Origin of the sequence: Sphingomonas sp. FUKUSWIS1, from assembly GCF_000733135.1 — a bacterium.
Lineage (GTDB): Bacteria > Pseudomonadota > Alphaproteobacteria > Sphingomonadales > Sphingomonadaceae > Sphingomonas > Sphingomonas aerolata.
In genome coordinates this window covers 1-25525 of sequence record NZ_JPJC01000105.1, presented here as the reverse complement: position 1 = coordinate 25525, position 25525 = coordinate 1, and the positions used below count along the sequence as shown (strand labels likewise).

At 66.2% G+C, this 25525-nt stretch carries 20 protein-coding genes; 10 read left to right on the top strand and 10 right to left on the bottom strand.

All coding sequences use genetic code 11. The features are described 5' to 3' along the window. Positions 1 to 20: 20 nt before the first annotated feature. A complete protein-coding gene (locus sphsw_RS07645) occupies positions 21 to 1796 on the bottom strand; it encodes an ABC-F family ATP-binding cassette domain-containing protein (RefSeq protein ID WP_031440088.1) in 1776 nt (591 codons plus the stop codon). 110 nt (positions 1797 to 1906) lie between these two features. Here sphsw_RS07645 and sphsw_RS07640 point away from each other — a divergent pair, with 110 nt between their 5' ends. The 3 genes from sphsw_RS07640 to sphsw_RS07630 all read left to right on the top strand — a co-directional run bounded on the left by sphsw_RS07640 (position 1907) and on the right by sphsw_RS07630 (position 4341). Then, entirely contained in the window at positions 1907 to 2230 is a 324-nt protein-coding gene (locus tag sphsw_RS07640; RefSeq protein ID WP_031440087.1) for a hypothetical protein, read from the top strand. 34 nt (positions 2231 to 2264) lie between these two features. Beyond that, positions 2265 to 2930, top strand: a complete 666-nt coding sequence (locus sphsw_RS07635) for a response regulator transcription factor (RefSeq protein WP_031393490.1) — start codon at positions 2265 to 2267, stop codon at positions 2928 to 2930. Positions 2931 to 3030: 100 nt separating this feature from the next. Then, positions 3031 to 4341: a sensor histidine kinase gene (locus tag sphsw_RS07630; protein WP_031440086.1), complete on the top strand. Its 1311-nt coding sequence runs from the start codon at positions 3031 to 3033 to the stop codon at positions 4339 to 4341. Here sphsw_RS07630 and sphsw_RS07625 read toward each other — a convergent pair whose 3' ends face one another. Then, positions 4342 to 5340, bottom strand: a complete 999-nt coding sequence (locus sphsw_RS07625) for an LLM class flavin-dependent oxidoreductase (RefSeq protein WP_031440085.1) — start codon at positions 5338 to 5340, stop codon at positions 4342 to 4344. A gap of 124 nt (positions 5341 to 5464) precedes the next feature. On the opposite strand from sphsw_RS07625, the gene sphsw_RS07620 reads away from it, so the two are divergent. From sphsw_RS07620 to sphsw_RS18320, 3 genes are read left to right on the top strand one after another with little or no spacing between them, the layout of a single operon-like run. Beyond that, positions 5465 to 6130: a pyrimidine 5'-nucleotidase gene (locus sphsw_RS07620; RefSeq protein ID WP_031393493.1), complete on the top strand. Its 666-nt coding sequence runs from the start codon at positions 5465 to 5467 to the stop codon at positions 6128 to 6130. Beyond that, positions 6127 to 6948 carry a 2,3,4,5-tetrahydropyridine-2,6-dicarboxylate N-succinyltransferase gene (dapD, locus tag sphsw_RS07615; protein WP_031440084.1) on the top strand — a complete coding sequence of 274 codons (822 nt, stop codon included), beginning with the start codon at positions 6127 to 6129 and terminating at the stop codon, positions 6946 to 6948. Before sphsw_RS07620 ends, dapD begins: the two co-directional genes overlap by 4 nt. A gap of 13 nt (positions 6949 to 6961) precedes the next feature. Next, on the top strand, positions 6962 to 7669 hold the full coding sequence (locus tag sphsw_RS18320) for a CPBP family intramembrane glutamic endopeptidase (protein WP_081874208.1): 708 nt from the start codon (positions 6962 to 6964) through the stop codon (positions 7667 to 7669). Here the strand turns inward: sphsw_RS18320 and sphsw_RS07605 are convergent. The 5 genes from sphsw_RS07605 to sphsw_RS07585 form a co-directional block, all read right to left on the bottom strand. Beyond that, the gene (locus sphsw_RS07605) at positions 7666 to 8442 is read right to left on the bottom strand and encodes an ABC transporter permease (protein ID WP_031440082.1); all 777 of its coding nucleotides are present in this window, start codon (positions 8440 to 8442) and stop codon (positions 7666 to 7668) included. The genes sphsw_RS18320 and sphsw_RS07605 overlap by 4 nt on opposite strands. Then, a complete protein-coding gene (locus tag sphsw_RS07600) occupies positions 8439 to 9368 on the bottom strand; it encodes an ABC transporter ATP-binding protein (protein WP_031440081.1) in 930 nt (309 codons plus the stop codon). Before sphsw_RS07600 ends, sphsw_RS07605 begins: the two co-directional genes overlap by 4 nt. A gap of 169 nt (positions 9369 to 9537) precedes the next feature. Then, a complete protein-coding gene (locus sphsw_RS07595) occupies positions 9538 to 10248 on the bottom strand; it encodes a DsbA family protein (RefSeq protein WP_031440080.1) in 711 nt (236 codons plus the stop codon). Further along, entirely contained in the window at positions 10245 to 11600 is a 1356-nt protein-coding gene (locus sphsw_RS07590) for a M48 family metalloprotease (RefSeq protein WP_031440079.1), read from the bottom strand. Before sphsw_RS07590 ends, sphsw_RS07595 begins: the two co-directional genes overlap by 4 nt. Before the next feature lie 196 nt (positions 11601 to 11796). After that, positions 11797 to 14745 (bottom strand): ribonuclease E/G, encoded by a 2949-nt coding sequence (locus sphsw_RS07585; RefSeq protein ID WP_031440078.1) that lies wholly within the window; start codon positions 14743 to 14745, stop codon positions 11797 to 11799. A gap of 567 nt (positions 14746 to 15312) precedes the next feature. On the opposite strand from sphsw_RS07585, the gene sphsw_RS07580 reads away from it, so the two are divergent. Together sphsw_RS07580 and sphsw_RS07575 are read left to right on the top strand one after the other, a co-directional pair. Beyond that, positions 15313 to 16554: an N-acetylmuramoyl-L-alanine amidase family protein gene (locus tag sphsw_RS07580; protein ID WP_031440077.1), complete on the top strand. Its 1242-nt coding sequence runs from the start codon at positions 15313 to 15315 to the stop codon at positions 16552 to 16554. Positions 16555 to 16691: 137 nt separating this feature from the next. Next, complete coding sequence (locus sphsw_RS07575) at positions 16692 to 18665, top strand: OPT family oligopeptide transporter (protein WP_042466782.1); 1974 nt, start codon at positions 16692 to 16694, stop codon at positions 18663 to 18665. Between the two features lie 220 nt (positions 18666 to 18885). Here the strand turns inward: sphsw_RS07575 and sphsw_RS07570 are convergent, their stop codons facing one another. The 3 genes from sphsw_RS07570 to queF form a co-directional block, all read right to left on the bottom strand. Further along, positions 18886 to 20169 (bottom strand): glycoside hydrolase family 130 protein, encoded by a 1284-nt coding sequence (locus sphsw_RS07570; protein WP_031440075.1) that lies wholly within the window; start codon positions 20167 to 20169, stop codon positions 18886 to 18888. 52 nt (positions 20170 to 20221) lie between these two features. Then, on the bottom strand, positions 20222 to 22492 hold the full coding sequence (locus tag sphsw_RS07565; RefSeq protein WP_031440074.1) for a glycosyltransferase family 4 protein: 2271 nt from the start codon (positions 22490 to 22492) through the stop codon (positions 20222 to 20224). A gap of 152 nt (positions 22493 to 22644) precedes the next feature. Continuing rightward, the gene (queF, locus tag sphsw_RS07560; RefSeq protein WP_031440073.1) at positions 22645 to 23103 is read right to left on the bottom strand and encodes a preQ(1) synthase; all 459 of its coding nucleotides are present in this window, start codon (positions 23101 to 23103) and stop codon (positions 22645 to 22647) included. Between the two features lie 20 nt (positions 23104 to 23123). On the opposite strand from queF, the gene sphsw_RS07555 reads away from it, so the two are divergent. Together sphsw_RS07555 and sphsw_RS07550 are read left to right on the top strand one after the other, a co-directional pair. Then, entirely contained in the window at positions 23124 to 24662 is a 1539-nt protein-coding gene (locus sphsw_RS07555; RefSeq protein ID WP_031440072.1) for a cryptochrome/photolyase family protein, read from the top strand. Positions 24663 to 24714: 52 nt separating this feature from the next. Beyond that, positions 24715 to 25525: alpha-hydroxy-acid oxidizing protein (locus tag sphsw_RS07550; protein WP_031440071.1), on the top strand; the 811-nt coding region annotated here is incomplete at its 3' end.

Below are 25525 nucleotides of genomic sequence, written 5' to 3'. Positions count from 1 at the left end.
TCGGAACGGTTTAGCTGCCGCTATTCGCCAACCTGCTCCGCCAGTTCGAGCCAGCGGAGTTCCGCAGCCTCCTTTTCGGCGCGCGCCGCCTCGATCGCGGCGGTCAGCCTGGCGAAGGTCGCATTGTCGCGCATGTACAGGTTCGGCGCGGCAAGCTTTGCGGCATCGCTCGCGATCTGAGCGTCGAGCGCCTCGATCCGCTTGGGGAGCAACTCATAGTCGCGCTGATCCTTGTAGGTCAGTTTCGCGCGGGGCGCGGGGGCCGGCGGCGCGGTCGCGGCGACCTTCTTGGAGGCCCGCTTGCCGCTGGTCTGGGTCGCACGGCGCTTTTCCCAATCCTCATATCCGCCGGCGACGACATCGACGGTCCCGGACCCGTCGAGCCCGAGCGTGATCGTCACGGTCCGGTCGAGAAAGTCGCGATCATGGCTGACGATCAGGACGGTGCCGTCATAATCGCCGATCACCTCCTGCAACAGGTCGAGCGTTTCGAGGTCGAGATCGTTGGTCGGCTCGTCGAGCACGAGCAGGTTCGACGGCTTGGCGAATTCGCGCGCGAGCAGCAGCCGCGATCGCTCGCCACCCGATAGCGACCCGATCTTGGCGTCGACCATGTTCGGGTCGAACAGGAACTCCTTCAGATAACCGTGGATATGCTTGCGGACGCCGAGCACGTCGATCCAGTCGCCGCCATCGGCAACGACTTCGCGCACCGTCTTCTCGGGCGCCATCAGGCTGCGCTGCTGATCAATGACGACCGCATCGAGCGTCTTGGCGAGCTTGATCGTCCCGCCATCGGGTTCGATCTCGCCGGTCAGCAGCTTCAGCAGCGTCGACTTGCCCGCGCCGTTGCGGCCGACAATGCCGATCCGGTCGCCGCGCGTGACGCGCAACGTCAGGTCGCCGATGATCGTCCGGTCGCCATACGCCTTGGTGACGTGCTTCGCGTCGATCACGACCTTCGACTTGGTGTCATCGCTGCTGGTGACGAGGTTGGCCGAACCCTGCGGCCCGATCATCGAGGCGCGTTCGGCGCGCATCTCGTGCAGCTTGGTCAAGCGTCCCTGGTTGCGCTTGCGCCGCCCGGTGACGCCGCGAAGCAGCCAATGCTCTTCCAGCTTCAGGCGTGCGTCGAGCTTCTCGGCCTGGCGCTGTTCCTCGGCATAGACCTGTTCGGTCCACGCCTCGAATCCGCCGAAACCGATCTCCGCACGCCGGATCGCGCCGCGGTCGAGCCACAGGGTCTGCTTGGTGAGACGCGTCAGGAAGGTACGGTCATGGCTGATCACGACAAACGCGCCGCGGAAGCGCTTGAGCCAGTCCTCGATCCATTCGATTGCGCCGATGTCGAGATGGTTGGTCGGCTCGTCGAGCAGCAGCACGTCGGGGTCCTGCCCCAGCGCACGGACGATCGCCGCGCGGCGGCGCTCGCCACCCGAGGCGGATGCGGCTTCGCGCGACAGATCGATGCCGAGCTGATCGGCGATCGAGTCGGCTTCGTAGCTGACCGGCGCATCGTCGCCGCCCATCACGTAATCGCGCAGGGTCGCAAAGCCGCGCAGGTCGGGCTCCTGCTCGAGGATGACGACCCGCGTGCCTGGGACGATCGTCCGGCGGCCCTCATCGCCCTCGATGCTGCCGCCGAGCAGCTTGAGCAAGGTCGTCTTGCCCGCGCCGTTGCGCCCGATCAGCGCGAGGCGATCGCGCGGACCGATATGGATGTCGAGGTTGCGAAAAAGCCATCCAGAACCCTGGACAAGGCCGAGGCCTTCGAATGCGAGAATAGGTGCTGCCATGTCCGGGTCACCTAGGGTCGCCGGGTGATGCAGGCAAGTTACACTATGCTGTCGTCCTGCTGTCGCCCTCATTCACAGGCTGTTCAATGCGCCGGGCCTATGCCACCTCCATGAAGATGCTGCTGTTCCTGACAACTCTTGCTGCTTTCCCGATGCTGACGCCGTTGGCGGCGGGCGTTGCGGTGGCGCAGGCTCCCGATCAGCGACATGGCGACCAGCGTTCCGCCTTCGAAGCGCGCAGGACCGGCCGGTCGCTGTCGCTGCGCGAGATCGAGGCGCGGGTGATGCCGATGATGCAGGGCGCGCAGTATCTTGGCTTCGACTATGATGCGGGCAGCGGCATTTACACGCTGAAGTTCCTGCGCAATGGCAATGTGATCTGGGTCGACGTCGATGGCCGGACTGGCCAGATCATCGGCCGCACCGGCCAGTAGCCTGGCCGCGAGCAATTCAAGCGAGAGGATTATCATGCGCGTTCTGATCGTCGAGGACGAGCCGAATCTCGGGGCTCAGCTCAAGAATACCCTCGAGGGCGCCGGCTATGCGATCGACCTCGCAGTCGATGGCGAGGAGGGGCATTTCCTGGGTTCGACCGAGAATTACGACGCCGTCGTGCTCGACCTCGGTCTGCCCGAGATCGACGGCCTCACCGTGCTCGACCGCTGGCGCAAGGAGGGCAAGGTCATGCCCGTCCTCGTGCTGACCGCGCGCGACAGCTGGTCCGACAAGGTCGCCGGGCTCGATGCGGGCGCCGATGACTATGTGGCAAAGCCGTTCCAGAGCGAGGAACTCATCGCGCGCCTGCGGGCCTTGATCCGCCGTGCGAGCGGTAACGCCTCCTCCGAACTGACCGCCGGCGACATCCGCCTCGATACGCGCAGCGGCAAGGTGACGCGTGCGGGTGAGCCGGTGAAGCTGACCGCGCAGGAATATAAGCTGCTGAGCTATCTGTTGCATCACAAGGGCAAGGTCGTCAGCCGCACCGAATTGATCGAGCATATCTACGACCAGGATTTCGATCGCGATTCGAACACGATCGAGGTGTTCGTGACGCGTATCCGCAAGAAGCTGGGTCAGGACGTGATCACGACGATCCGCGGGCTTGGCTACAGCCTCGAAGATCCCGACGCCTGACCGACATGATTGCGCCGGACGCCTGATGAACACGCCCCCGCTGGCTGCCGACCTGCCGCTTCACGTGCAGGCCCGGGCGAAGGGATCGCTGTCGGGACGCATGATCCTGATCGCGGCGGTGTGGATCACGGTGCTGCTGGGGGCGGGCGGGTTTGCGCTCGACCGTGTCTTGTCGAGCGCGGTGACGCGCAATTTCGACGACCAGCTGGAGTATGTCCTCCGCTCGCTGCTGAGTTCGTCCGAGATCGGGCCCGAGGGCGAGGTGATCTTCACGCGCGAAGCCGCCGCCGACCAGCGGTTCCTTGAGCCCGGTTCCGGCCTGTACTGGCAGGTATCGGGCCGGGGGCGCGAGGATTTCCCATCACGCTCGCTCTGGGACCGCCGGCTGGCGTTCGGGTCGTCGCATGACGATCTGAACGTGCATTTCTACGACAGCAAACAGTTTCGCGACGAATCGCTGCGGGTCGTCGAACGTGACGTCGTCCTGCCCGGATCGAAGATCCACTGGCGCTTCCAGGTCGCGCAGGCTCGCGAAGGGCTCGATGCGCAGATCACGACGCTGCGGCGCACGCTGGTCCGCAGCTTCGCGCTGCTTGGCCTCGGCCTGATCATCATGGCCGCGATGCAGACCTTCTACGGGCTCTGGCCGCTGCGCCGTGTCCGCGAAGAGATTGCTCGGATGCGCGCCGGCCAGTCCAACCGGGTGGGCAGCGCGATGCCGATCGAGGTCGCGCCGATGGTCGAGGAACTGAACGCGTTGATCGAACATAACGAACGACAGGCCGAGGAAGCGCGACGGCATGCGGGCAATCTCGCGCATGCGCTGAAGACCCCGCTGACCGTGATCATGAACGCCGCGACCGCGCAATCGGACGATCTGGCCGATACCGTCATTCGTGAAGCGCGGACGATGCGGCGCCAGGTCGATCATCACCTCGCGCGTGCGCGTGCGGTCGGCCGGCGCGGCTCGGCGCATAGTCGTGCCGATGTCTGGCCAAGCCTCGAATCGGTCGAACGTGCGGTCGCCCGTCTGTATCGGCATGTCCGCATCGACATTACCGGCGACAAGACGCTCAAGGTTCATGTCGAACGCCAGGACCTCGACGAGATGCTCGGCAACCTGATCGAGAACGCCGCGAAATATGGCGGTGGCAGCGTCTTCGTGACGGTCGGCGCGCAGGCCGGGTTCGTCGAGTTCCTGGTCGAAGACGACGGCGTCGGGATCCCCGAGGAACAGCGCGTCCGCATCTTCGATCGCGGCGTGCGGCTCGATACGGGCAAGCCGGGAACGGGGCTGGGGCTCGCGATCGTCCGCGACGTCGCCGAGATCTACGAGGGCACGGTCGGGCTCGAGGAGAGTGAGGACCTCGGCGGACTCATGGTCCGCCTGAGACTGCCCGCCGCGAGCTGATCAGGCCGCGATCTTCAACTCCTGCATCGCGTCGGCGGTGATCGACAGGCTCCGCTTGCGCGCTTCGTGGTCGAAGATCGCACTCGTCACCATCACCTCGTCGACGCCGGTACGCTCGACGAACGCGGCGATCCCGCGCGCGACCTTGGCCGGACTGCCGACGGCCGAGCATTGCAGGACATGGTCGAGAATCTGGTTGCCTTGCGCGCCGAGCGAGTCGCGATAGCCCGCGACCGGCGGCGGCAACTGACGCGGATTACCGGTACGCAGCGCAACGAACGACTGTTGCTGCGAACTTGCAAGTAGTTCGGCCTCGGCATCGGTATCCGCGGCAAAGACGTTGAACCCTGCCATGACGTGCGGCTTTGCCAGTCGTGCCGAAGGGCGGAAATCGCGACGATAGATGGCGATTGCCGCATCAAGCGCATCAGGCGCGAAGTGCGACGCAAAGGCATAGGGCAGGCCGAGTGCGGCGGCGAGCTGCGCACCGAAGGTGCTCGAGCCAAGGATCCACATCTCGACATCCGCGCCCGCGCCCGGCGTCGCGACGATGCCGGTCTGGCCGTCATTGGCAAAATAGCTCTGCAGCTCCATCACGTCCTGCGGAAAGGCGTTGGCGTCGGTTTCGAGCGTGCGGCGCATCGCGCGGGCCACCCGCTGGTCCGAGCCGGGCGCGCGGCCGAGACCCAGGTCGATCCGGCCGGGGAACAGCGCGTCGAGCGTCCCGAACTGCTCGGCGATCACCAGCGGGGCGTGGTTCGGGAGCATGATGCCGCCCGATCCGACGCGGATCGTACTGGTCGCGGCGGCGATATGCGCGATCACGACCGCAGTCGCAGCAGAGGCGATACCGGTCATGCCGTGATGTTCGGCGACCCAGTAACGCTGGAATCCGACGCTCTCGGCATGGCGCGCGAGATCGGCCGCATTGGCGAGCGACTGTGAAACGGTGCCGCCTTGGACGACGGGGACGAGATCGAGCATGGAATAGCGTGTCATGCATCGGATATAGGTACCGAGCGGTAGCTTATCCAGTGTCCGCCAAATTTGCTGCGTAGCGCTTGGCGTGACCTGACCGCGCCGGCTTGTCCCTGCGCGCCGCGGTGCCTAGAGGTTCGCTCCGATGCTTGCCCGACTTGACCATGTCCGCAACTGGATCTTCGATCTGGACAACACGCTGTATCCGGCGAGCGCCGATCTGTTTTCGCAGGTCGACGCACGGATGACCGGGTTCATCCAGGACCTGCTCGGGCTCGAGCATGACGAGGCGCGGCGCGTGCAGAAGGGCTATTTCCACAATCACGGCACGACGCTGTCGGGGTTGATGACCGAGCATCACGTCGATCCGCACGCGTTCCTCGCGCATGTCCATGACATCGAGATGGACGTGCTGGAGCATGATGCGCCGCTGGTCGCGGCGATCGCCAAGCTGCCCGGGCGCAAGCTGATCTTCACCAACGGCGACACGCCCTATGCGCTGAAGATCCTCGACCGTCTCGGGCTTGGCGCGAGTTTCGAGGCGATCCACGACATCCATGCGATGGACCTGATGCCCAAGCCGCATGCATCGGCCTATGCAGGCTTTTGTACCGCGTTCGACATCGACCCCGCCCAATCTCTGTTCGTCGACGACATGGTCCGCAATCTGCTGCCCGCCAAGGCGATCGGCATGACGACGGTGTGGGTCGACAACGGGTCCGAACAGTCGCCGGGCGCGGAACGCGATCATATCGATTTCACCATCCCGGTGCTCGCGCCGTGGCTGGAAACCATCCTGGAGACATCATGAGCAGCCTGCAGACGATCATCGACGCCGCCTGGGACGACCGGGCAAATCTCGGTCTGGAGACGAAGGGCGAGATCCGCGATGCAGTCGACAGCGCGCTGGCGATGCTCGATGCGGGCACCGCACGGGTCGCGGAGCCCGTCGGCGACGGGTGGCAGGTCAATCAATGGCTGAAGAAGGCCGTACTGCTGTCGTTCCGCCTCAACGACAATGTCGTGATCGACGGCGGATCGGGCGGCGCACCCGCGTTCGACAAGGTGCCGTCGAAGTTCGCGGGCTGGGGCGAGGCCGAGTTCCGCGCGGCCGGCATCCGCGTCGTTCCCGGCGCGGTCGCGCGCCGCGGCAGCTTCATCGCCAAGGGCGCGATCCTGATGCCGAGCTTCGTCAATATCGGCGCCTATGTCGGTGAGGGCACGATGGTCGACGCCTGGGCGACCGTCGGATCCTGCGCGCAGATCGGCAAGAACGTCCATCTGTCGGGCGGTGCCGGCATCGGCGGCGTGCTCGAGCCGCTTCAGGCCGACCCCGTGATCATCGGCGACGGCGCATTCATCGGCGCGCGTGCCGAGGTCGCCGAGGGCGTTCGCGTCGGTGAGGGCGCGGTGCTGTCGATGGGCGTGTATCTGGGCGCGTCGACCAAGATCATCGACCGCGCGACCGGCGAAGTCTTCAAGGGCGAAGTGCCGCCCTATGCGGTCGTCGTGCCGGGTTCGATCGGCGGCGGGGACGGCAAGCCCGCGCTCTACTGCGCCGTGATCGTCAAGCGGGTCGACGCGCAGACGCGGTCGAAGACGAGCATCAACGACCTGTTGCGCGACTAATCCGGCCGCGGTGATGGTCGCGCAGACACTGCTCGCGATCGTCGCCGTCTACGTATTGGCGATCCTGTGGCGGGGGCGGACGTTCCGCGCTCGCCTGCCAACACGATCAGGGAGCGGCCCTGCAAAGCGTATGACGGCCTGGGCGGTCGGGTTGGCGGTGTCGTTCGGTCTGCCCGCTCTGATTGGCCTCGTACTGCTCGGCCAAAATCCGCTCGCGGCGGCGCAGCCGGCGGCAATCGCGCTGGTGCCGGACGACTGGCCGCGCCTGCCGATCGCGCCACTGATCCTCGGCATGGCGCTCGGCACGCTCGCGAACGCGGCGATCACGCATGCCTTGTGGCGCCGCGGCCGCCGCGCGTTCCAGATCGGCACCTTCCCCGATGTCCTGCCGAAGACGCGCAAGGACATTCTCCCGGCCATCGCCCTCGCGATCAGTGCCGGGGTCAGCGAAGAGCTGTTCTTCCGCCTGTTCCTCCCGCTGCTGATCGCGCTGGTGTCCGGCAGCGCGCTGGCCGGGACGATCATCGCCGCCCTCTGCTTCGGCGGGGTGCACCGCTATCAGGGGTGGCGCGGCGTCGTTGCGACGACGCTGTCGGGGGTCGCGCTGTCCGTGCTCTACGGCCTGACGAACAGCGTGTGGATGGCAATCGCGTTTCACATCGCAATCGACATCAACGCGCTGGTCGTGCGGCCGATGGCGCGCGGGGCGTGGCGCGCCTAGTTCTTCATCCGCCAGCCGGTCTTGAAGATCAACGCGATCACGATGAGGCAGGCGACGAGGAACGCCGCGGTCACCGCGAGGCTGATGCCGACCGCGACATCACCTTGCCCGAAGAAGCTCCAGCGAAACCCGCTGATCAAATAGACGACCGGGTTGGCCAGGCTGAGCGTGCGCCAGGGCTGGGGCAGCATGTCGATTGAGTAGAAGGCGCCACCGAGAAACGTCAGCGGCGTGATCAGCAGCGCGGGGACGAAGTTCAGCTGTTCGAAGCCGTTCGCCCAGACGCCGATGATGAAGCCGAACAGGCTGAACGCGACGGCCGTTAGGATCAGGAAGGCGAACATCGCGAACGGATGCGCGATATGCAGCGGTACGAAACAGGCGGCGGTCGCCAGGATGATCAGGCCGATGATCACCGACTTGGTGGTCGCCGCCCCGACATAGCCGATCACCATCTCCATCGCGGATACGGGCGCGGAGAGCAGTTCGTAGATCGTGCCGGTGAATTTGGGGAAGTAGATCCCGATCGATGCATTCGCGATGCTCTGCGTCAGCAGCGACAGCATGATGAGGCCGGGGACGATGAAGCTGCCATAGCCGACACCGCCGACCTCCTGCATCCGGCTGCCGATCGCACCGCCGAAGACAATGAAATAGAGCGACGTCGTGAGGACGGGGGTGACGAGGCTCTGCCACAGCGTGCGCAAGGCCCGCGCCATTTCGAACCGATAGATCGCCCAGACGCCGTGCCAGTTGAGGAAGGGGGTGTTCATGCGCGCTCTCCGACGAGATCGACGAAGATGTCCTCGAGGCTCGACTTGCTGGTTTCGAGATCCTTGAAGCCGATGCCGAGTTCGGCGAGCTTGCGCAGGAGCGAGGGGATGCCGGTATGGTCCGCCTGTGCGTCGAATACATAGCGCAGGCGCTTGCCGTCGTCCTGCAGCGACACGTCCCATTCGGCAAGCTCGGGCGGGATCGCGGTCATCGGCTCCTGCAACGCCAGATCGAGTTCGCGCTTGCCGAGCTGTTTCATCAGCGATGCCTTGTCGTCGACGAGCAGCAGTCTGCCCTTGTTGATCACGCCGACGCGGTCGGCCATTTCTTCGGCCTCCTCGATATAATGCGTGGTCAGGATGATCGTCGTGCCACCCTCGCGCAGGCGGTGGACGAGCTTCCACATGTCGCGGCGCAGCGCGACGTCGACGCCCGCGGTGGGTTCGTCGAGGAACAGGATCTCGGGCTCGTGGCTCAGCGCCTTGGCGATCAGGACGCGGCGCTTCATCCCGCCCGACAATTCCATGATCTTGGCATGGCGCTTGTCCCAGAGCGACAGGTCGCGCAGCACCTGTTCGATATAGGCGCTGTGGCCCGAGCGACCGAACAGGCGGCGGCTGAAGGTGACGGTGGCGAGCACCGTCTCGAACATGTCGACGTTCAGCTCCTGCGGGACCAGTCCGATGCGGCTGCGCGCCTGCTTATAGTCGTGGATCGCGTCGAAGCCCGCGACGGTAATCGTTCCAGCGCTGGGCGTGACGATTCCGCAGATGATGCTGATCAGCGTCGTCTTCCCCGCCCCATTGGGCCCGAGCAGCGCGAAGATCTCGCCCTTGCGGATGTCCAGGTCGACGGGGTGGAGTGCGGTGGTGCCGCTTTTGTAGGTCTTCGTGACGCCCGCAACGGACAGGATCGGTTCGGTCATTGGGGCCCCTTTTAAGTGAGGGGAAGATGGGGGCGGTGGGGTGTGAAAGTAAGGCCTGACGCGACCCCATCGTAATCCCCGCGGAGGCGGGGATCCATAAACTCGGACGTTCGCCAATATGGGTCCCCGCCTCCGCGGGGATGACGAAATGGGGATTTGCGAGGTCGGCCTATCCGGCGCGGGCGGCGGCGACCGCCTTTTGCAGGTCCTCGAGCGGCAGTGCACCGGACAGGATGCGGTCGCCAACCACCCAGCTCGGCGTGCCCGTCATGCCGAGCTTGGCCGCGGTCTCCATGTTCTTGCCGATCTCGGCATCGGCGGTCTTGGTGAAGCCTGCCGGATTGATGTCGACCCCGGCCTTCGCCGCTGCCGCCGCGATCGTCGCGTCGCTGACCTGACCGCCGGCGTAGAGCGCGTCGTGGAAGGCCGCGAATTTGCCCTGTTGGGCGGCCGCGAGGCTCGCGCGGGCAGCGACGCGGCTTTCCGCGCTGAGGATCGGCAATTCGCGAAAGACGACGCGGACCTTGGGGTCTGCGGCGATCAGCTTTGCGATCATCGGCAGGCTAGCGCGGCAATACCCGCAATTATAGTCGAAATATTCGACCAATGTGACGTCGCCCTTGGGATTGCCCGCCCAGGCGCTGCCGAACGGCGTGACGATCGCGTCGCGGTTGGCGGCGACCGTCTTGCCCGACTCGCGGTCGCGCAGTTTCTCCATCGCTTCGGGCAGGATCTCGGGATGCGCGAGCATGTAGTCGTGGACGATCGACTCGACCTGTGCGCGCTCGACGCCACCGCCCTGGCGATCATAGCCCCACACCGCGAATCCTCCCAGGACCGCCCCGACCGCCGCGATGGCGGGCAACATCATCTTGTTCATCGGCGCCGCTTATACTGCTTGGGATTGTCGTCCATCTCGTTCTGCGCGGCCATCGCGATATCCTGCGCGCGGATCCAGTCGGGGGTGTTTGCCGGGATGTTGGCAAGCGCATATTGCGCGCTGGCCGACGCGGTCCGCATGTCGCCGCCCATGCTTGCGCGCTCGGCGGTGGCGAGCGCCGCGCGAGCCGTATCACCGGTCAGCTCGTAGACGGTGCCCAGCTGCATCCAGGCGAACGGATTCTGATCGTCGCGACCGACCGCGGTGCGCAGGACCTTCGTCGCCTCGGGATAATTCGCCTTGTTCTCGGTCGCGATCAGCGCGTGGCCGAAGGTCGTGGCGATCAGCGGGTTGTTGCGCGAGCCCTCGGTCGCCTCGCGCAGCGGGACGAGCGACTCGACCGGCCTGCCCGCCTCGAGCAGGATCTGGCCCTTGATCTCGAGGAAATAGGGATCGTCGGGCTTCGCCTTGACCAGCGCATCCGCCTCGGCATCGGCTTTGTCGGGATAGCCCGATTTATGATAGGCATAAGCCCGGGCGTAATGCGCGTAGATCGACTGGTCGCTCGGCGGATAGCTTTGCAGCGTGCGCGGCGCGGGCAGGACATACCCGGCTAGCTTGGCCTTCACGCGGCGGAAGCGTTCCTCGAGCGCAGCATCGGGCTTGTTCGCCCAGGCGGGCGACGCCTGGAGATCCGCAGTCAGCGCCGAGACACGCTCGCCAGACAGCGGATGCGACTGCATGAACGGGTCGATATTGGCGGTGCCGAAGCGATATTCCTGCTGCTGCAGCTTCTTGAAAAAGCTCAGCATGCCGCGGCCCGTGACGTTCGCTTCCCGCAGATATTTCGCGCCGCTCGCATCCGCGGTGGATTCCTGCGTGCGGCTGAACGCCAGGTAATTGCCCATCGCGGCCTGTTGTCCGGCCGCCATGATCCCCGCGCCCGCCTCGCCGCTGCCCGCCGCCATCGCCGCCAGGCCGAGCACCATCGAGAGCAGGTACATGCCCATCGCGGGTTTGGTACCGCGATCGGAGAGCACGACATGCCCGTCGGCGATGTGGCCAAGTTCGTGCGCGATCACGCCCTGAACTTCGTTCGCATTGTCCGCCGCCTGCAGCAGACCCGAATGGACATAGACGGTCTGGCCGCCCGCGACGAACGCATTGATCGAGTCGTCGTTGATCAGCACGACCTTGACGTCGCGCGGCGACAGGCCCGCCGCGGTGATCAACGGGCCGGACATTTCGGCGAACATCGTTTCGGTTTCCGCATCGCGGAGGATCGACTGCGCCTGTGCGGGTTGCGCCCAGAGCAGGAGGGTGGCGGTCAGGGCCGCGACGAAGCGCTTCATATCGCGCAGTATCGTCGATCGGCGGCGGGGGAGCAATGGCGGGGACGACGACGTGGGCGGGTCCGACGCCCGATGGTGAGCCGCAGGACGTAGCACGACCCAAGCGGCCGATCGCCGGAACCAATTGGTCCGCGCGCCGAAATGAAAACGGGCGCGACCTTTCGATCGCGCCCGTCTCATCGGCTATGCTTCGGCGTCAGCCGAAGGTGCGCTGCCACCAGCCACGGCGCGGCGCGCCATCGGGGTCGTCGTTCGTGCCCGGCGCGTCGGCGTCCTGCGGCTGGACCTCGACCTGCGGCGGCGTGGTCTCGACCGGCGCGGCAAGCACCTCGCTGGTCGGGGCGGCATCGCCGGCCTCGATCACCGCGGCCTTGCGCGGCCGACCACGCGGCTTGGCGACCTTGGCAGGGGCCTCCTCGACGACTGCGGGCTCGACCACCGTATCGCTCGCCTTGCGACGGGCGCGCTTGGGCTTAGGTGCGGACGCCTCCAGTGTCTCGGCCGGCGTGGCGCCGACCTCGTCCATCGTCGCCTCGGCAACCGCCTCGCGACGACGCCGTGCAGGCTTGCGCGCGGGCTCCGCCGCGGCCGGTTCGGGAGCGGCCTGTTCCTGCGGCTCGGGCGTGACGGGCACTTCGGATACGACCGGTTCTGGTGCCATGGTCGTCTCGTCGGCCGTCTCGACCGGACGCGGCTTGCGACCCCGACGCGACTTGGGCGCAGTATCGGCGACCGGGTCGGCGTTGATCGTCGCGGCGGCCGCACGCGCGCGCGGGCGACGACGCATCTTGGGGGCCTCGGCGACCGGCGCGGACGGCGTCTCCTCGAACACCGGCTCGGCCTCGGACGTCTCGACCGGCGCAAACGCTTCCGGCTCGGGTGCCTCGGCGATCAGTGCCGCGGTGTCGATGCTGCTGACGGCAATCGACTCGCCCGTCTCGGTGCCGGTCTGCTCGCCGCCCTGCTCGTTGCGCCGACCACCGCGACGTCCGCGACGTCCGCGACGACGACGGCCTTCGCCTTCGACGCCGTTGGCCTGCTCGGCCGGAGTCGTACCCTCGATCTCCTCGCCACCGCCGACTTCGACGATCTCGCCGACGCCTTCGTCGATTTCCTCGACATTGGTGTCGACGTCCTCGAACGTGCCATCCTCGTTCGTACCACCGACGGCGCCGTCCTCACCTGGGCGTGCCCGGCCCCGACGACCGCGGCGGCGACGGCGCTTCTTGCCGCCCTCGCCATCGGCATCGCGGCCTTCACGCGGCGCGGCCTGTTCGCGTCCGCCTTCGCGGCCCCCCTCACGACGGCGCGGCTGCTCTGCCTCGGCCTCCTCGACCTCGTCCTCCTCGATCTCGTCCTCGATCTCCTCGGGAAGATCGTCCTCGTCCTCTTCGATGATCTGGACGAATTTCGGCGGGTGCGCGGGCGGCGGGCCGCTGGCCTCGACCGTCATGTGCGCGCCTTCCTCGTCCTGGCCGGGGATGATCTCGACGATCACGCCGTAGCGATCCTCGATCTCGGCGATGTCGGCACGCTTGCGGTTGAGGATGTAGACGGCCGCTTCCTGGCTCGCGCGCAGCGTCAGCAGCGAGCCGCGACCGCGGGCGGCCTCGTCCTCGATGAGGCGGAGCGCGGAGATGCCCGACGACGACGCGGTGCGGACGAGCCCGGTGCCCTCGCAATGCGGGCAGGCGCGGGTCGACGCTTCCAGCACGCCGGTGCGCAGCCGCTGGCGGCTCATTTCCATGAGGCCGAACGACGAGATGCGACCGATCTGGATGCGCGCGCGATCGTTCTTCAGCGCCTCCTTCATCGCCTTCTCGACCTTACGGACGTTGGAATTGTTATCCATGTCGATGAAGTCGATGACGACGAGCCCGGCCATGTCGCGCAGGCGCAGCTGGCGACCGATTTCCTGTGCGGCCTCGAGGTTGGTCGCGGTCGCGGTCTGCTCGATGCTGTGTTCGCGCGTCGAGCGGCCCGAGTTGATGTCGATCGAGACGAGCGCCTCGGTCGGGTTGATGACCAGATAGCCGCCCGATTTCAGCTGGACGACCGGATGGTACATCGCCGACAGCTGATCCTCGACGCCCGCGCGCTGGAACAGCGGCACGGGGTCGGCGTAATGCTTGATGCGCCGGGCGTGCGTCGGCATCAGCAGGCGCATGAACTCGCGCGCCTGGCGATAGCCGTCCTCGCCCTCGACGATGACCTCTTCGATTTCCTTGTTGTAGATGTCGCGGATCGCGCGCTTGATGAGGTCGCTGTCGCCGTAGACGAGCGCGGGCGCCGACGCCTTCAGCGTCGCTTCGCGGATCCCGTCCCACAGACGGGCGAGGTAATCGAAGTCGCGCTTGATCTCGACCTTGCTGCGCTGCAGCCCGGCGGTGCGGACGATGCAGCCCATCGAGGGCGGCAGCTGCATGTCGGCCATGATCGACTTCAGGCGCTTGCGGTCGCCCGCGTTGCTGATCTTGCGCGAGATGCCGCCGCCGTGGCTCGTATTGGGCATCAGCACGCAGTAGCGGCCCGCCAGTGACAGGTACGTGGTCAGGGCTGCGCCCTTGTTGCCGCGCTCTTCCTTGACGACCTGGACGAGCAGCACCTGACGGCGATGGATCACGTCCTGGATCTTGTAGCGGCGGCGCAGGTTCATGCGACGCTCGCGCAGATCCTCGACCGCGGCCTCGTCGCCGTTCGGCTTGCGCTTGCGACGCGGGGCTTCGCCGGTCTCTTCGCTGCCTTCGAGCTCCTCGGCGACGTCGGGATCTACCCCGCCATCGTCCTCGAAGCGCTCGATATCGTCCTCGTCGTCACCCTCTTCGTCGTCCGCGTCATAGTCGGCGCGCAGGGCGGCCTCCTCGGCGGCATGCTCGGCCTCTTCGCGGAGCAGCGCGTCGCGGTCTTCCTTGGGGATCTGGTAGTAATCGGGATGGATCTCGCTGAACGCGAGGAAGCCGTGGCGATTGCCGCCGTAATCGATGAACGCCGCCTGGAGCGACGGCTCGACCCGCGTGACCTTGGCGAGGTAGATGTTGCCCTTGAGCTGCTTGCGCTCGGCGCTTTCGAAATCGAATTCCTCGATCCGGTTACCCTTGACGACGGCGATCCGGGTTTCTTCCCGGTGGCGTGCGTCGATCAGCATACGCGTTGTCATAATAGATTCTCCGCGCACGCGCCGGGCCTGATGGCAGCCGTCGCGCGCTTGATGGTGGTGCGGTCGGACACGGACGCCCGGACTCGCGGAAGGTATGCGAAACTGCCTCTGCTCGACGCGCATGCCGCGGGAACTCACCCTGCGGCGCCCGCACGACCGCGATCCCGTCGGCGAAGGCCGATCGGTGAGCGGGGCGGGGGGAATGCGTCATTCGAGCGTCAACCTGAAATTGCCGCGCCGTCGAGGATCCGAAGGCGGGCGTTGAGACCGGCGCGTCGCTGGCAAACTCTAGCGACGCACGGGTGCACGGCAGGACTAGCACCGCATTGCAGATCCCGCAACTGGCCCGGCGCGGGGCCGTCCGAAGCCTTGAAACCTGCCATTTTCACAGGCTGAATTTCCGGGCGGCGATCTGTCCGGCAGCCGCGCCGGCAGCCACGGATATGGGAAAACCAAGGCAAACAGGCTATTAACCCTGCTCCGCAAGATCCTCTTGCGGGGGCGTGGCGTAGGCGTCTCGTTTCGGTCGGGCTCGACCGATCCAGGGAGTGTAGAATGGCTTTTCGCTGGACCGGCAGCGCGGTCGCACGGCATGGACGCAGGATGGTTGCGATCATCGCTCTGCTGCTCGGCTGGCTGTCCGGCGTTCCGGCGCTGGCGGCGTCCGTACAGAGCATCGCGATCGGCCGGACGCAGATCGTTATCCGCTTCGATGCACCGGTCGGCAGCGGCGCGAGCCAGATCCTGACCGGCCGACGGCAGATCGCGGTCGATATCGCGAACGCGACGCCCGGCGGAACCGCGAAGCCGGGCGGCGTCGTGACCCGCATCACGCAGCGCCGGCATGGCGGGTCCGGGCTGCGGATGCTGTTCGACCTGTCCGAGCCGGTGATCGTGGCCGATGGCGGGTTCGATTCGCAGGGACGCGAGCTGACGCTGGCCTTGCGCCGCGTCGACGATGCGGCCTTTACGCAGGCCAGTATCGCCGGCCCGCTGAATTTCTTCCCGGTCACTTTCGCCGCGCGGGCGGCGCCGCGGTACAAGGTGTCGATCCCGGTGCCGCCGCGCGCGCGCGGGATCACGCTGCCGCGGGTCGAGGGCGACGACATGCGTCCGCTGGTGGTGATCGACGCCGGACATGGCGGTGTCGATCCCGGCGCGATCGGGCCTGACGGGCTGCGCGAGAAGGACGTGACCCTCAAGGTCGCCAAGGCGATCCGTGACGCGCTGCTTGCTTCGGGCCGGGTGCGCGTCGCGCTGACGCGGAGCGACGACCGGTTCCTCGTGCTGCGCGAACGGTACGGCGTCGCACGACGGTTGAAGGGGGACCTGTTCATCTCGGTCCACTGCGACAGTACCGGATCCGAAGGCGCGAGCGGCGCGACTGCCTATACGCTGTCCGAGGTGGCGTCCGACAAGGAGGCGGCGCGGCTAGCCGCGCGCGAGAACAAGGCGGATGTGATCTCCGGGGTGAATCTCGGCGAGGCGCCTGCCGACGTGTCGTCGATCCTGATCGACCTGACGCAGCGCGAGACGATGAACGCGTCCGCCACGTTCGCGCGGTTGTTGGGACGCGAGGCCAAGCCGCTGATGCCGCTCAAGCCGAATTTCCACCGCATGGCGTCGCTGATGGTGCTCAAAGCGCCCGACATGCCCTCTATCCTGTTCGAGACGGGCTATATTTCGAACCCGCAGGACGCGGCGTTTCTCGACAGCGATGAGGGGCGGCAGCGGATTGCGGAGAGCGTGACGCGCGCGGTCACGGTGCATTTCGCGCGGCGGATGGTAGCGCGCTGATCCGGCCGGTTGCGCTCACGGCAAGAGCGCGGCATCCTGACGGCTAGGACCCCGGCGGAGGCCGAGGCCCGGTTGGAGGACGTTCCGACTGGGACTCGGCCTCCGCCGGGGCACGTGTTTCTGGTTAGGACAATCTGATGACCGACGCGACGCGGGGCGTATCCAAGACCGGGCCCGAGACGAGCATGCGCGAGCTTACCTTTCGCGGGGTCGTGCTCGGCGCGATCATCACGCTGCTGTTCACCGCGGCCAATGTGTATCTCGGACTGAAGATCGGGCTGACCTTCGCGACGTCGATCCCCGCCGCGGTGATCTCGATGGCCGTGCTGCGGCTGTTCAAGGATTCGACGATCCTCGAGAACAACATCGTCCAGACGATCGCGTCCGCCGCGGGCACGCTCGCGGCGATCATCTTCGTGTTGCCCGGCCTCGTCATGATCGGCTGGTGGCAGGGGTTCCCGTTCTTCACCACCGCGGCGATCACGATGTTCGGCGGCGTGCTCGGCGTGCTGTTCTCGGTCCCGCTGCGCCGTGCACTCGTCGTCGACACGGTGCTGCCCTATCCGGAGGGCCGCGCGGCCGCCGAAGTGCTGAAAGTCGGCGCGGGCAGCCGTGAGGGCGGCGAGGAGAGCGCACGCGGGCTCGGCATCATCGTCGTCAACGCGCTGGTGTCGGCCGGGTTCGCGATCCTGACGCAGACCAAGCTGGTCGCTGCCGAGGCCGCGACGTGGTTCCGCGTTGGCGCAGGCGCGACCGGGATTTCGGGTGGACTGTCGTTCGCGCTGCTGGGCGCGGGGCATCTGGTCGGAATCTCGGTCGGGATGGCAATGTTTACGGGCGTGGTGATCGGCTGGTGGATCCTGCTGCCAATCCTGACCTCGGCGGGAAGCGTAACCGGCACCGCGGAGGTGATCGCGACGACCGTGTTCCGGTCGGACGTGCGGTTCTTCGGTGCGGGCGTGATCGGCGTCGCGGCGATCTGGACCTTGCTCAAGATCGCAGGACCCGTGGTCGGCGGCGTGCGATCGGCGCTGGCGGCGTCGGCAGCCAAGCGCGGCGGCGAAGTGCTGGCACTCGAGGAGCGCGACATCCCGATCGGGATCGTCGGGATTGCATCGCTGGCGATGCTCGTCCCGATCGGGATCCTGCTGTGGACGGTCCTCCAGGGCGGGCCGCTCGAGGCGTCGGCGGTCGGGCTGATCGCGGGGAGTCTCGCGTTCATTCTGGTCATCGGCCTCGTGATCGCGGCGGTGTGCGGCTATATGGCGGGGCTGATCGGCGCGTCGAATTCTCCTGTGTCGGGCATCGGCATCCTCGCGATCCTCTCCGCATCGATCCTGCTGGTGTCGTGGTTCGGCCGCGCGGTCGAGCCGGGGACGACGCAGGCGCTGGTCGCCTACGGCCTGATCGTGACGGGCGTGGTGTTCGGCATCGCGACGATCTCGAACGACAATCTCCAGGATCTGAAGACCGGGCAGTTGGTCGGCGCGACGCCGTGGAAGCAGCAGGTCGCGCTGCTGATCGGCGTGGTGTTCGGGTCGATCGTCGTGCCGCCGGTGCTCAACCTGCTCGGCAGCACGCTTGGCTTTGCCGGCGCGCCGGGGGCCGGGCCCAATGCGCTGGCGGCGCCGCAGGCGGCGCTGATCTCGGCGCTCGCCAAGGGCGTGCTGGGGGGCAATCTCAACTGGGCGATGATCGGCTATGGCGCGATGACCGGTGTTGCGGTGATCGCGCTCGACGAACTGCTGGGCAAGGCGGGCAAGCTGCGGTTGCCGCCGCTGGGCGTCGGGCTGGGCGTGTATCTGCCGATGGCGGTGACGTTGCCGGTCACGATCGGCGCGGTGGTCGGCTATGCCTATGACCGCTGGGCCGACCGCGCGCGCGATCCCGAGCTCGCCAGGCGGATGGGCGTGCTGACCGCGACGGGGATGATCGTCGGCGAGTCGCTGTGGGGCGTGGGGTTTGCCGGGATCGTCTATCTCACCAACCAGGAGACGCCGCTGGCGCTGGTCGGGGAGGGGTTCGTACCCTTTGCGCTGGTCGGAGGGACCCTGCTGTTCGCGCTGCTGACCTGGGTGATGTACCGGCGGACGATGGCGGCATCGCGGTAGCGAGTGTTTCCCCGCGAAGGCGGGGACCCAGGCTGGGCTCCCGCCTTCGCGGGAGGCCGGGGAGGGGAACGGCCTACCTGGTTAAGCGCACTTCCCCGGCGAAGGCCGGGGCCCAGTTGGGAAGGTCGACGTTACGAAGCGCGGTCCGCCATTATCTCCGTCGCCCAACTGGGCCCCGGCCTTCGCCGGGGTGGAGTCCTAAGGAGGGAGCGACCGTCCTTCACTTCATCGCGGCGAGCATGTCCGTGATCTTGACGAAGGCGAAGCCGATCGAGCTGTCCGCGATGCCGTAAGGCAGGAACAGCGCATCGCCGTGGCGCAGCGCGCCGCAGCTGTAGACGACGTTGGGGACATAGCCCTCGCGATCCTGATCCTTGGCGGCGAGGATCGGCTGCTGCGTGCGGCCGATCACCTTTGACGGGTCGTCCTTGTCGAGCAGCACTGCACCGATCGAATATTTGCGCATCGCGCCGACGCCGTGCGTGAGCAGCAACCAGCCCTCGTCGAGCTCGATCGGCGGGCCGCAATTGCCGATCTGGACGAGTTCCCACGGATAGAGCGGGGTCAGGATCTTCTCGCCGTCGTCCCAGTCGGTCAGCGTGTCCGACTTCAGCAGGAACAGGTTCTCGCCGTCCTGCCGGCCGATCATCATATACTGGCCGTTCACCTTGCGCGGGAACAGCGCCATGCCCTTGTTGCGCGCGGCGGGGCCAGTCATCGGGACGAGATCGAACGCGCGGAAATCGCGCGTTCGCATCAGTTCGGACTGGATGACCGAACCGTTATAGGCGGTGTAGGTGCCGATCCATTCATAGTCGCCATTGTCGTGCTGGAAGCGGACGATGCGTAAATCCTCCAGCCCCTTCGACTGCGCCTGCGTGATCGGGAAGATCACGGTGCCGCTGAGCGTGCTGTCGCGGTGGCGATAGACGGTGACGGGGCCCTGCGGCATCTCGTCCTCGCCGCTGCCGACCGCGTCGGTCGCGGTCGCGAAAGGCGGCTCGGGCGCGAGCTTCATCAGATTCTGGTCGGTGATGATGCCTTCGCGGAACGCGACCGACGAGATGTGACCTTCGCCCACCGCGCGCATCGACATCAGGATGCGCAGGCTGCCCGGGGGCATGCCCGACTGGTCGAAATGCGGCACCGCGCTGGGGTTCATCAGCGCGGCAGCGGCATAACTGTATTCATGACAGAAATAGGCGCCGATCAGCTGGCGCTTCTCGTCGCCGATATCCGCGCCGTTAAGCCCGAGCATGTCCTCGATCTGGTCGTAGCGCGTCATGAAGACGCGCCGCGTCTGCCAGTGCCGCGCCTCGAAATCCTTCAGCACCACCTCGAGCTGGATCCGCGCCTCAGCGCTCGTCATCTCGAGGACTTCGCCGACCAGTCGCTCGGTACGACTGGGTGCACCGGCATTGCCGGCCCAGGCGATATGAAAGGGCCGGACGACGACCCGTGACGGGTCGGCGTGCAACCGCAGCTGGTGGGTAAACAGGTCCATCGTGCTTATGCCTCGCGTGCCGTTCCACCTTGGGACGCCGACGCTAGCGAGGCTATGCGACGACGCGCGAGGCTCCTGCCACGCTTTGGGCTGCGTTTGATACCCCCGAAATCGCACAATTGGCCAATTGCAGCGCCAAAATCGACTCTGCACCCTGGTTGCGGTTCAATCCCGTCGGCATCAATCCATCGAAACAGCCACCATCGGCGATGCTCGCGAGCGGCAGATTGAGGTCATTCCCGCCCAGGAACCAGCGATAGGCACGCTCGGCCTCGTCACGCCAGCGCAGGTCGCCGGTGGCCTCGAACGCCGCCATGCAGGCATCGACGGTGGCCTGTGCCTCCAGCGGCTGCTGGTCGAACTGCAGCGGATCTTCATAGGAGCGTCCGAAGCTTTCGGTGCCAACCGCACGGAAGCGACCCTCGGGCGATGTCTGCTTGGCGACGATCCATTCGAGTGTCGCCAGACCGCAATCGATCAGGTCCTGGCGACCGAGCGCCTGGCCCGCACGGATGAGCGCCTGTGGCAGGCGCGCATTGTCATAGGCGAGGACGATCTCGAACCACTGCCATTCGGGACGTCGCGTCTTCTCGAGCAGTGCCAGATGGACATCCGGGAACTTTGCCAGGATCGACAGCGAGAGCTGATGCCCGGGGCTGGCCTCGAGCATCGCCGCCGCGCCGAGCATCGCAAAGGCCTGAGCGCGCAGGCTGCCGAGCTCGAGTGCACAGGATGCGGTCGAGTCATACATCGCCGTCGCCCAGTCGCGATGCTTGGCCAGCTGCGCATCGCGTGCGGTGATGCCGAGCGCCCAGACGGTGCGACCGTTCGAATCCTCGGACCCGACATCCTCGCACCAAGTTCGGTCGAAGCTCATGAAGTTGCGGAAGCGACGCTCGTCGGGGTTCCAGGCATATTGCACGAACGACGCATAGATCGTCGTCCACTTGTCGCGCTGGACCTCGTCCATGTCCGGCATCGCGCTCATCAGCATGAGCGCACGGCAATTGTCGTCGATGCAATAGCCATGCCGGCGATCGGGGATCGAGTAGATCGAATGCTGGAGCATGCCCGTCGAATCACTCATCCGTTCGACGGCCGCGAAGTCAGGCGCAAGCGGCTTCAACGGGGGCGAAGGTTTTGCCAGACGAAAAGGGCGTGCCGCGACCACCGCGCGGATCTCTGCCATCGATGTTTCGGCAAGCTGTGGCCAGATCATCGTACGACCGCGCGCATAGGCGCGTTCGGCCAGGCGATGACGGTCGCGATCGCTCGACAGCAGCATGTCGATTTCGCGCGCGAAGGCGGCGACATCGCCGAACGGGACGAGGACGCCATGCCCATCGGCGAGGATCTCCGTCGCATGGACGTACGGGGTCGAGATGACGGGCTTGCCGACGCCGATGGCGTAGCTGAGCGTGCCCGAAGTGATCTGCGCCGGATTGGTGTAGGGCGTCACATAGATATCGGCCGCCTGCAGATAGCTCAGCAGCTCGTCATGTTCGACGAACGCGTCGATGAAGGCGACATTGCCCGCCACGCCACGGGCTTCGGTCAGCGCCTTGAGACGATCACGATAGGCCTCGCCCTGATGCGCGACGAGATTGGGGTGCGTCGCGCCGAGCACGACGTAGAGCAGATTGGGATGGCGTTCGATGACCGCGGGCAGCGCCTCGATCACTGTTTCGATGCCCTTGTTCGGCGCAAGCAGTCCGAAGGTCAGCACGACGTTGCGGCCTTCCCAGCCGAATTGCGCCTTCAGCGTGTCGGGTTCGACGAGGTCACGATCGGGCACGCCGTGCGGGATCATCACGATCTGCCGCGGGCTGGCGCCATAGACGCGCTGGAGGATATCGCGGCCACGCTCCGCCATCACGATGACGCGCGCGGCACGGCGCAACAGGCCCTCCATGACGCGGCGTTCGTCGGGATTGGGGCGTTCGAGGATCGTGTGCAACGCAACGACGACCGGCAGCGTCGTACGGTCGAGCAGCGCGAGCAGATAGTCCCCGGCCGGGCCACCATAGATGCCGTATTCGTGCTGCACCCAGATTGCCTGGGCGCCGCTCGCATCGATCTTGCGCGCGGCATCCAGATAAGCGGTCAGGTCGGTTTCGGGGATCGTTCCAACGACTTCCGGCGGATACTCGTACAGACCAGGATGATCATCCATCGCATAGACGTCGACCGCGACCTCGGGAAAGCGCGCCCGCATCGCCGTGAACACGTCCGTCGTATAGGTCGCGATACCGCACCGCCTCGGCAAAAAATTGCCAATGAGTGCCAGCCGCGTGATCTTGGTCCCGTCCGCCGGTAACGCCATACCCTGTCCTTTGTCTGAGCGCGCATAACAGGCTAACCCGGCATCGCGTTCACCCCCAACGGCTGACAAGGTATGAAAGTTGCATTAATATTGCACTGCAACACACGCTTTGATGTTAAACTTTATTAACATCACTGCATGCGACGACGGCGTCAGCCACGCCCGCGATACGGGGCGACGCCCTGATCGGGCAGCCAGAGATCGGCAGGGGGCGCCGAAGACTGCCAGAAGACATCGATCGGGATCCCGCCGCGAGGATACCAATAGCCGCCGATCCGCAGCCAGACCGGCTTCATTTCGTCGAACAGCCGCTCGCCGATGCCGACCGTGCAGTCCTCATGGAAGCCGGCATGGTTGCGAAAGCTGCCGAGGAACAGCTTGAGCGACTTGGATTCGACGATGGTCTCGCCGGGAACATAGTCGATGACGAGATGCGCGAAATCGGGCTGGCCGGTGACCGGACAGAGCGAGGTGAATTCGGGGGCGGCAAACCGCACCAGATAGGTCCGGCCGACGCGCGGGTTGGGCACGTAATCGAGCACGGCCTCTTCGGGCGAGGCGGGGAGGGCGCTGTTCTGGCCCAGATATAACGGGTTTGTAGGAGCGGTCATGGTCCGCCATGTAGGATGCGATGCGCTCCAAGAAAACCACGCTCGTGCCGATCCTCGGCGACCAGCTCTCGCTGCAGATCGCCTCGCTCAACGGGGCCGACCCGGCGGCGACGATCGTGCTGATGATGGAGGTCGCCGACGAGACGACCTATGTCCGCCACCATCGCCGCAAGATCGCCTATATCCTGTCGGCGATGCGGCATCACGCCGAGGCACTGCGCGAGGCGGGCTGGACCGTCGACTACGTCACGCTCGACGATCCGGAGTCGACCGGCAGCTTCACCGGCGAGGTCGCGCGCGCGATCGGGCGGCATCATCCGGCGCGAATCATCGTCACCGAGGCGGGCGAGTGGCGCGTTGCGGGGATGCTCGACGCGTGGGAAACGCTGTTCGGCCTGCCGGTCGAAATCCGCGCCGACGACCGTTTCCTCGCCAGCCATGCCGAGTTCGAGGCTTGGGCGGAGGGGCGCAAGCAGTTGCGGATGGAGTATTTCTACCGCGAGATGCGCCGCCGCACCGGGTTGCTGATGGACGGCGACAAGCCCGAGGGGGGCGAGTGGAATTACGATGCGGATAATCGCAAGCCCGCCAAGGCCGACCTGCTGATGCCGCGCCCGCTCTCCTTTGCCCCCGATGCGATCACGACCGAGGTGCTCGCGATGGTCGCGGCGCGGTTCGGCGAGCATCCCGGCAGCCTCGATGCCTTCGACTTCGCGACGACGCGCGAGGACGCGCTGAAGCAGCAGCGGCATTTCCTGAAGCACGCGCTGCCGCGGTTCGGGGATTATCAGGATGCGATGCTGACCGACCAGCCGTTCCTGTGGCACGCGGTGCTGTCGCCCTATATCAATTCGGGGCTGCTCGATCCGGTCGACCTGTGTCGCGCGGTCGAGGCGGAATATGCCGCCGGGCGCGTGCCGCTCAACTGCGCCGAAGGGTTCATCCGCCAGATCATCGGCTGGCGCGAATATATGCGCGGCATCTATTGGCGCGAGGGGCCGGATTATGTCGAGCGCAACTTCCTGGATGCTAGGCGCGACCTGCCCGGCTTTTACTGGACCGGCGAGACCGACATGCACTGCCTCTCGCAAGCGATTGGGCAGACGCTCGACCATGCCTATGCGCACCATATCCAGCGGCTGATGGTGACGGGCAATTTCGCGCTGCTGATCGGCGCGGACCCGAAGCAGGTCCATGAATGGTATCTGGAGGTCTATGCCGATGCGTATGAATGGGTCGAGCTGCCCAATACGCTGGGGATGAGCCAGTTCGCCGATGGTGGCCTGCTCGGGTCGAAGCCCTATGCGGCGTCGGGCGCGTATATCAACCGGATGTCGGATTATTGCGGGCATTGCCGCTATGACGTGAAGCAGCGCGTCGGCCCCGACGCCTGCCCGTTCAACGCGCTCTACTGGGATTTCCTGGTGCGCAACGCGGACAAGCTCGATCGCAACCCGCGACTGGCGATGCCGTATCGCAACTGGGCGAAGATGAAGCCGGCGGACCGGGACGCGACGCTGGCGCAGGCAAAGGAATTTCTGGCGCGGCTCGACGGCTGAGCGCTACATTCGCCGCCAGGACGGGTGTAACGCCGTCGATAGGAGCAGGCGGATGCCGCATTTCGGCGATTACCAGAACGCGATCTACAACGCCGGTCTGAGCGGCGTGATCCCGAAGCTGCCGGTCGATTACGCGACGCTCGAACAGCGCGCGAGCGCGGCGATGCCGCCATCGGTGCTGGGCTATGTCCAGGGTGGCTGCGGCGACGAATTCACGCAAAACAACAATGCCGACGCGTTCCGGCACTGGGGCATGACGCCGCGGATGATGGTCGATTGCAGCAGGCGCGACCTGTCGATCGACCTGTTCGGGATGCGGCTGCCGAGCCCGATCTTCATGGCGCCGGTCGGGGTGATCGGGATCTGCACGCAGGACGGTCACGGCGATCTCGCCGCCGCGCGCGCCTCGGCCGAAACGGGGGTGCCGCTGATGGCCTCGACGCTGTCGAACGATCCGCTCGAAAGCGTGGCGGGTGCGCTGGGCGATACCCCTGGGTTTTTCCAGCTCTATACACCCAAGGACAAGGCGCTGGCCGAGAGCCTGGTGCGTAGGGCCGAGGCGGCGGGGTATAAGGGGATCGTCGTTACGCTCGACACCTGGGTGACGGGCTGGCGGCCGCGCGACCTGAACGTCGCGAACTTCCCGCAGCTGCGCGGCGCGGTGCTGATGAACTATTTTTCGGACCCGGTCTTTCGCGCGATGCTCGCCAGGCCGCCCGAGGAGGATGGCGCGGCGGCGGTGCGGCAATGGGCAGGCGTGTTCGGCAAGGTGCTGACCTGGGACGACATGGCGTGGCTGCGCTCGCTGACGACATTGCCGCTGATCCTGAAGGGGATCTGCCATCCCGACGATGCGCGCCGCG

Bases quoted from the DNA above. Each gene is read 5' to 3' on its own strand.
- sphsw_RS07645 (WP_031440088.1), bottom strand. From the start codon at position 1,796: ATGGCAGCACCTATTCTCGCATTCGAAGGCCTCGGCCTTGTCCAGGGT.
- sphsw_RS07640 (WP_031440087.1), top strand. From the start codon at position 1,907: ATGAAGATGCTGCTGTTCCTGACAACTCTTGCTGCTTTCCCGATGCTG.
- sphsw_RS07635 (WP_031393490.1), top strand. From the start codon at position 2,265: ATGCGCGTTCTGATCGTCGAGGACGAGCCGAATCTCGGGGCTCAGCTC.
- sphsw_RS07630 (WP_031440086.1), top strand. From the start codon at position 3,031: ATGATCCTGATCGCGGCGGTGTGGATCACGGTGCTGCTGGGGGCGGGC.
- sphsw_RS07625 (WP_031440085.1), bottom strand. From the start codon at position 5,340: ATGACACGCTATTCCATGCTCGATCTCGTCCCCGTCGTCCAAGGCGGC.
- sphsw_RS07620 (WP_031393493.1), top strand. From the start codon at position 5,465: ATGCTTGCCCGACTTGACCATGTCCGCAACTGGATCTTCGATCTGGAC.
- dapD (WP_031440084.1), top strand. From the start codon at position 6,127: ATGAGCAGCCTGCAGACGATCATCGACGCCGCCTGGGACGACCGGGCA.
- sphsw_RS18320 (WP_081874208.1), top strand. From the start codon at position 6,962: ATGGTCGCGCAGACACTGCTCGCGATCGTCGCCGTCTACGTATTGGCG.
- sphsw_RS07605 (WP_031440082.1), bottom strand. From the start codon at position 8,442: ATGAACACCCCCTTCCTCAACTGGCACGGCGTCTGGGCGATCTATCGG.
- sphsw_RS07600 (WP_031440081.1), bottom strand. From the start codon at position 9,368: ATGACCGAACCGATCCTGTCCGTTGCGGGCGTCACGAAGACCTACAAA.
- sphsw_RS07595 (WP_031440080.1), bottom strand. From the start codon at position 10,248: ATGAACAAGATGATGTTGCCCGCCATCGCGGCGGTCGGGGCGGTCCTG.
- sphsw_RS07590 (WP_031440079.1), bottom strand. From the start codon at position 11,600: ATGAAGCGCTTCGTCGCGGCCCTGACCGCCACCCTCCTGCTCTGGGCG.
- sphsw_RS07585 (WP_031440078.1), bottom strand. From the start codon at position 14,745: ATGCTGATCGACGCACGCCACCGGGAAGAAACCCGGATCGCCGTCGTC.
- sphsw_RS07580 (WP_031440077.1), top strand. From the start codon at position 15,313: ATGGCTTTTCGCTGGACCGGCAGCGCGGTCGCACGGCATGGACGCAGG.
- sphsw_RS07575 (WP_042466782.1), top strand. From the start codon at position 16,692: ATGACCGACGCGACGCGGGGCGTATCCAAGACCGGGCCCGAGACGAGC.
- sphsw_RS07570 (WP_031440075.1), bottom strand. From the start codon at position 20,169: ATGGACCTGTTTACCCACCAGCTGCGGTTGCACGCCGACCCGTCACGG.
- sphsw_RS07565 (WP_031440074.1), bottom strand. From the start codon at position 22,492: ATGGCGTTACCGGCGGACGGGACCAAGATCACGCGGCTGGCACTCATT.
- queF (WP_031440073.1), bottom strand. From the start codon at position 23,103: ATGACCGCTCCTACAAACCCGTTATATCTGGGCCAGAACAGCGCCCTC.
- sphsw_RS07555 (WP_031440072.1), top strand. From the start codon at position 23,124: ATGCGCTCCAAGAAAACCACGCTCGTGCCGATCCTCGGCGACCAGCTC.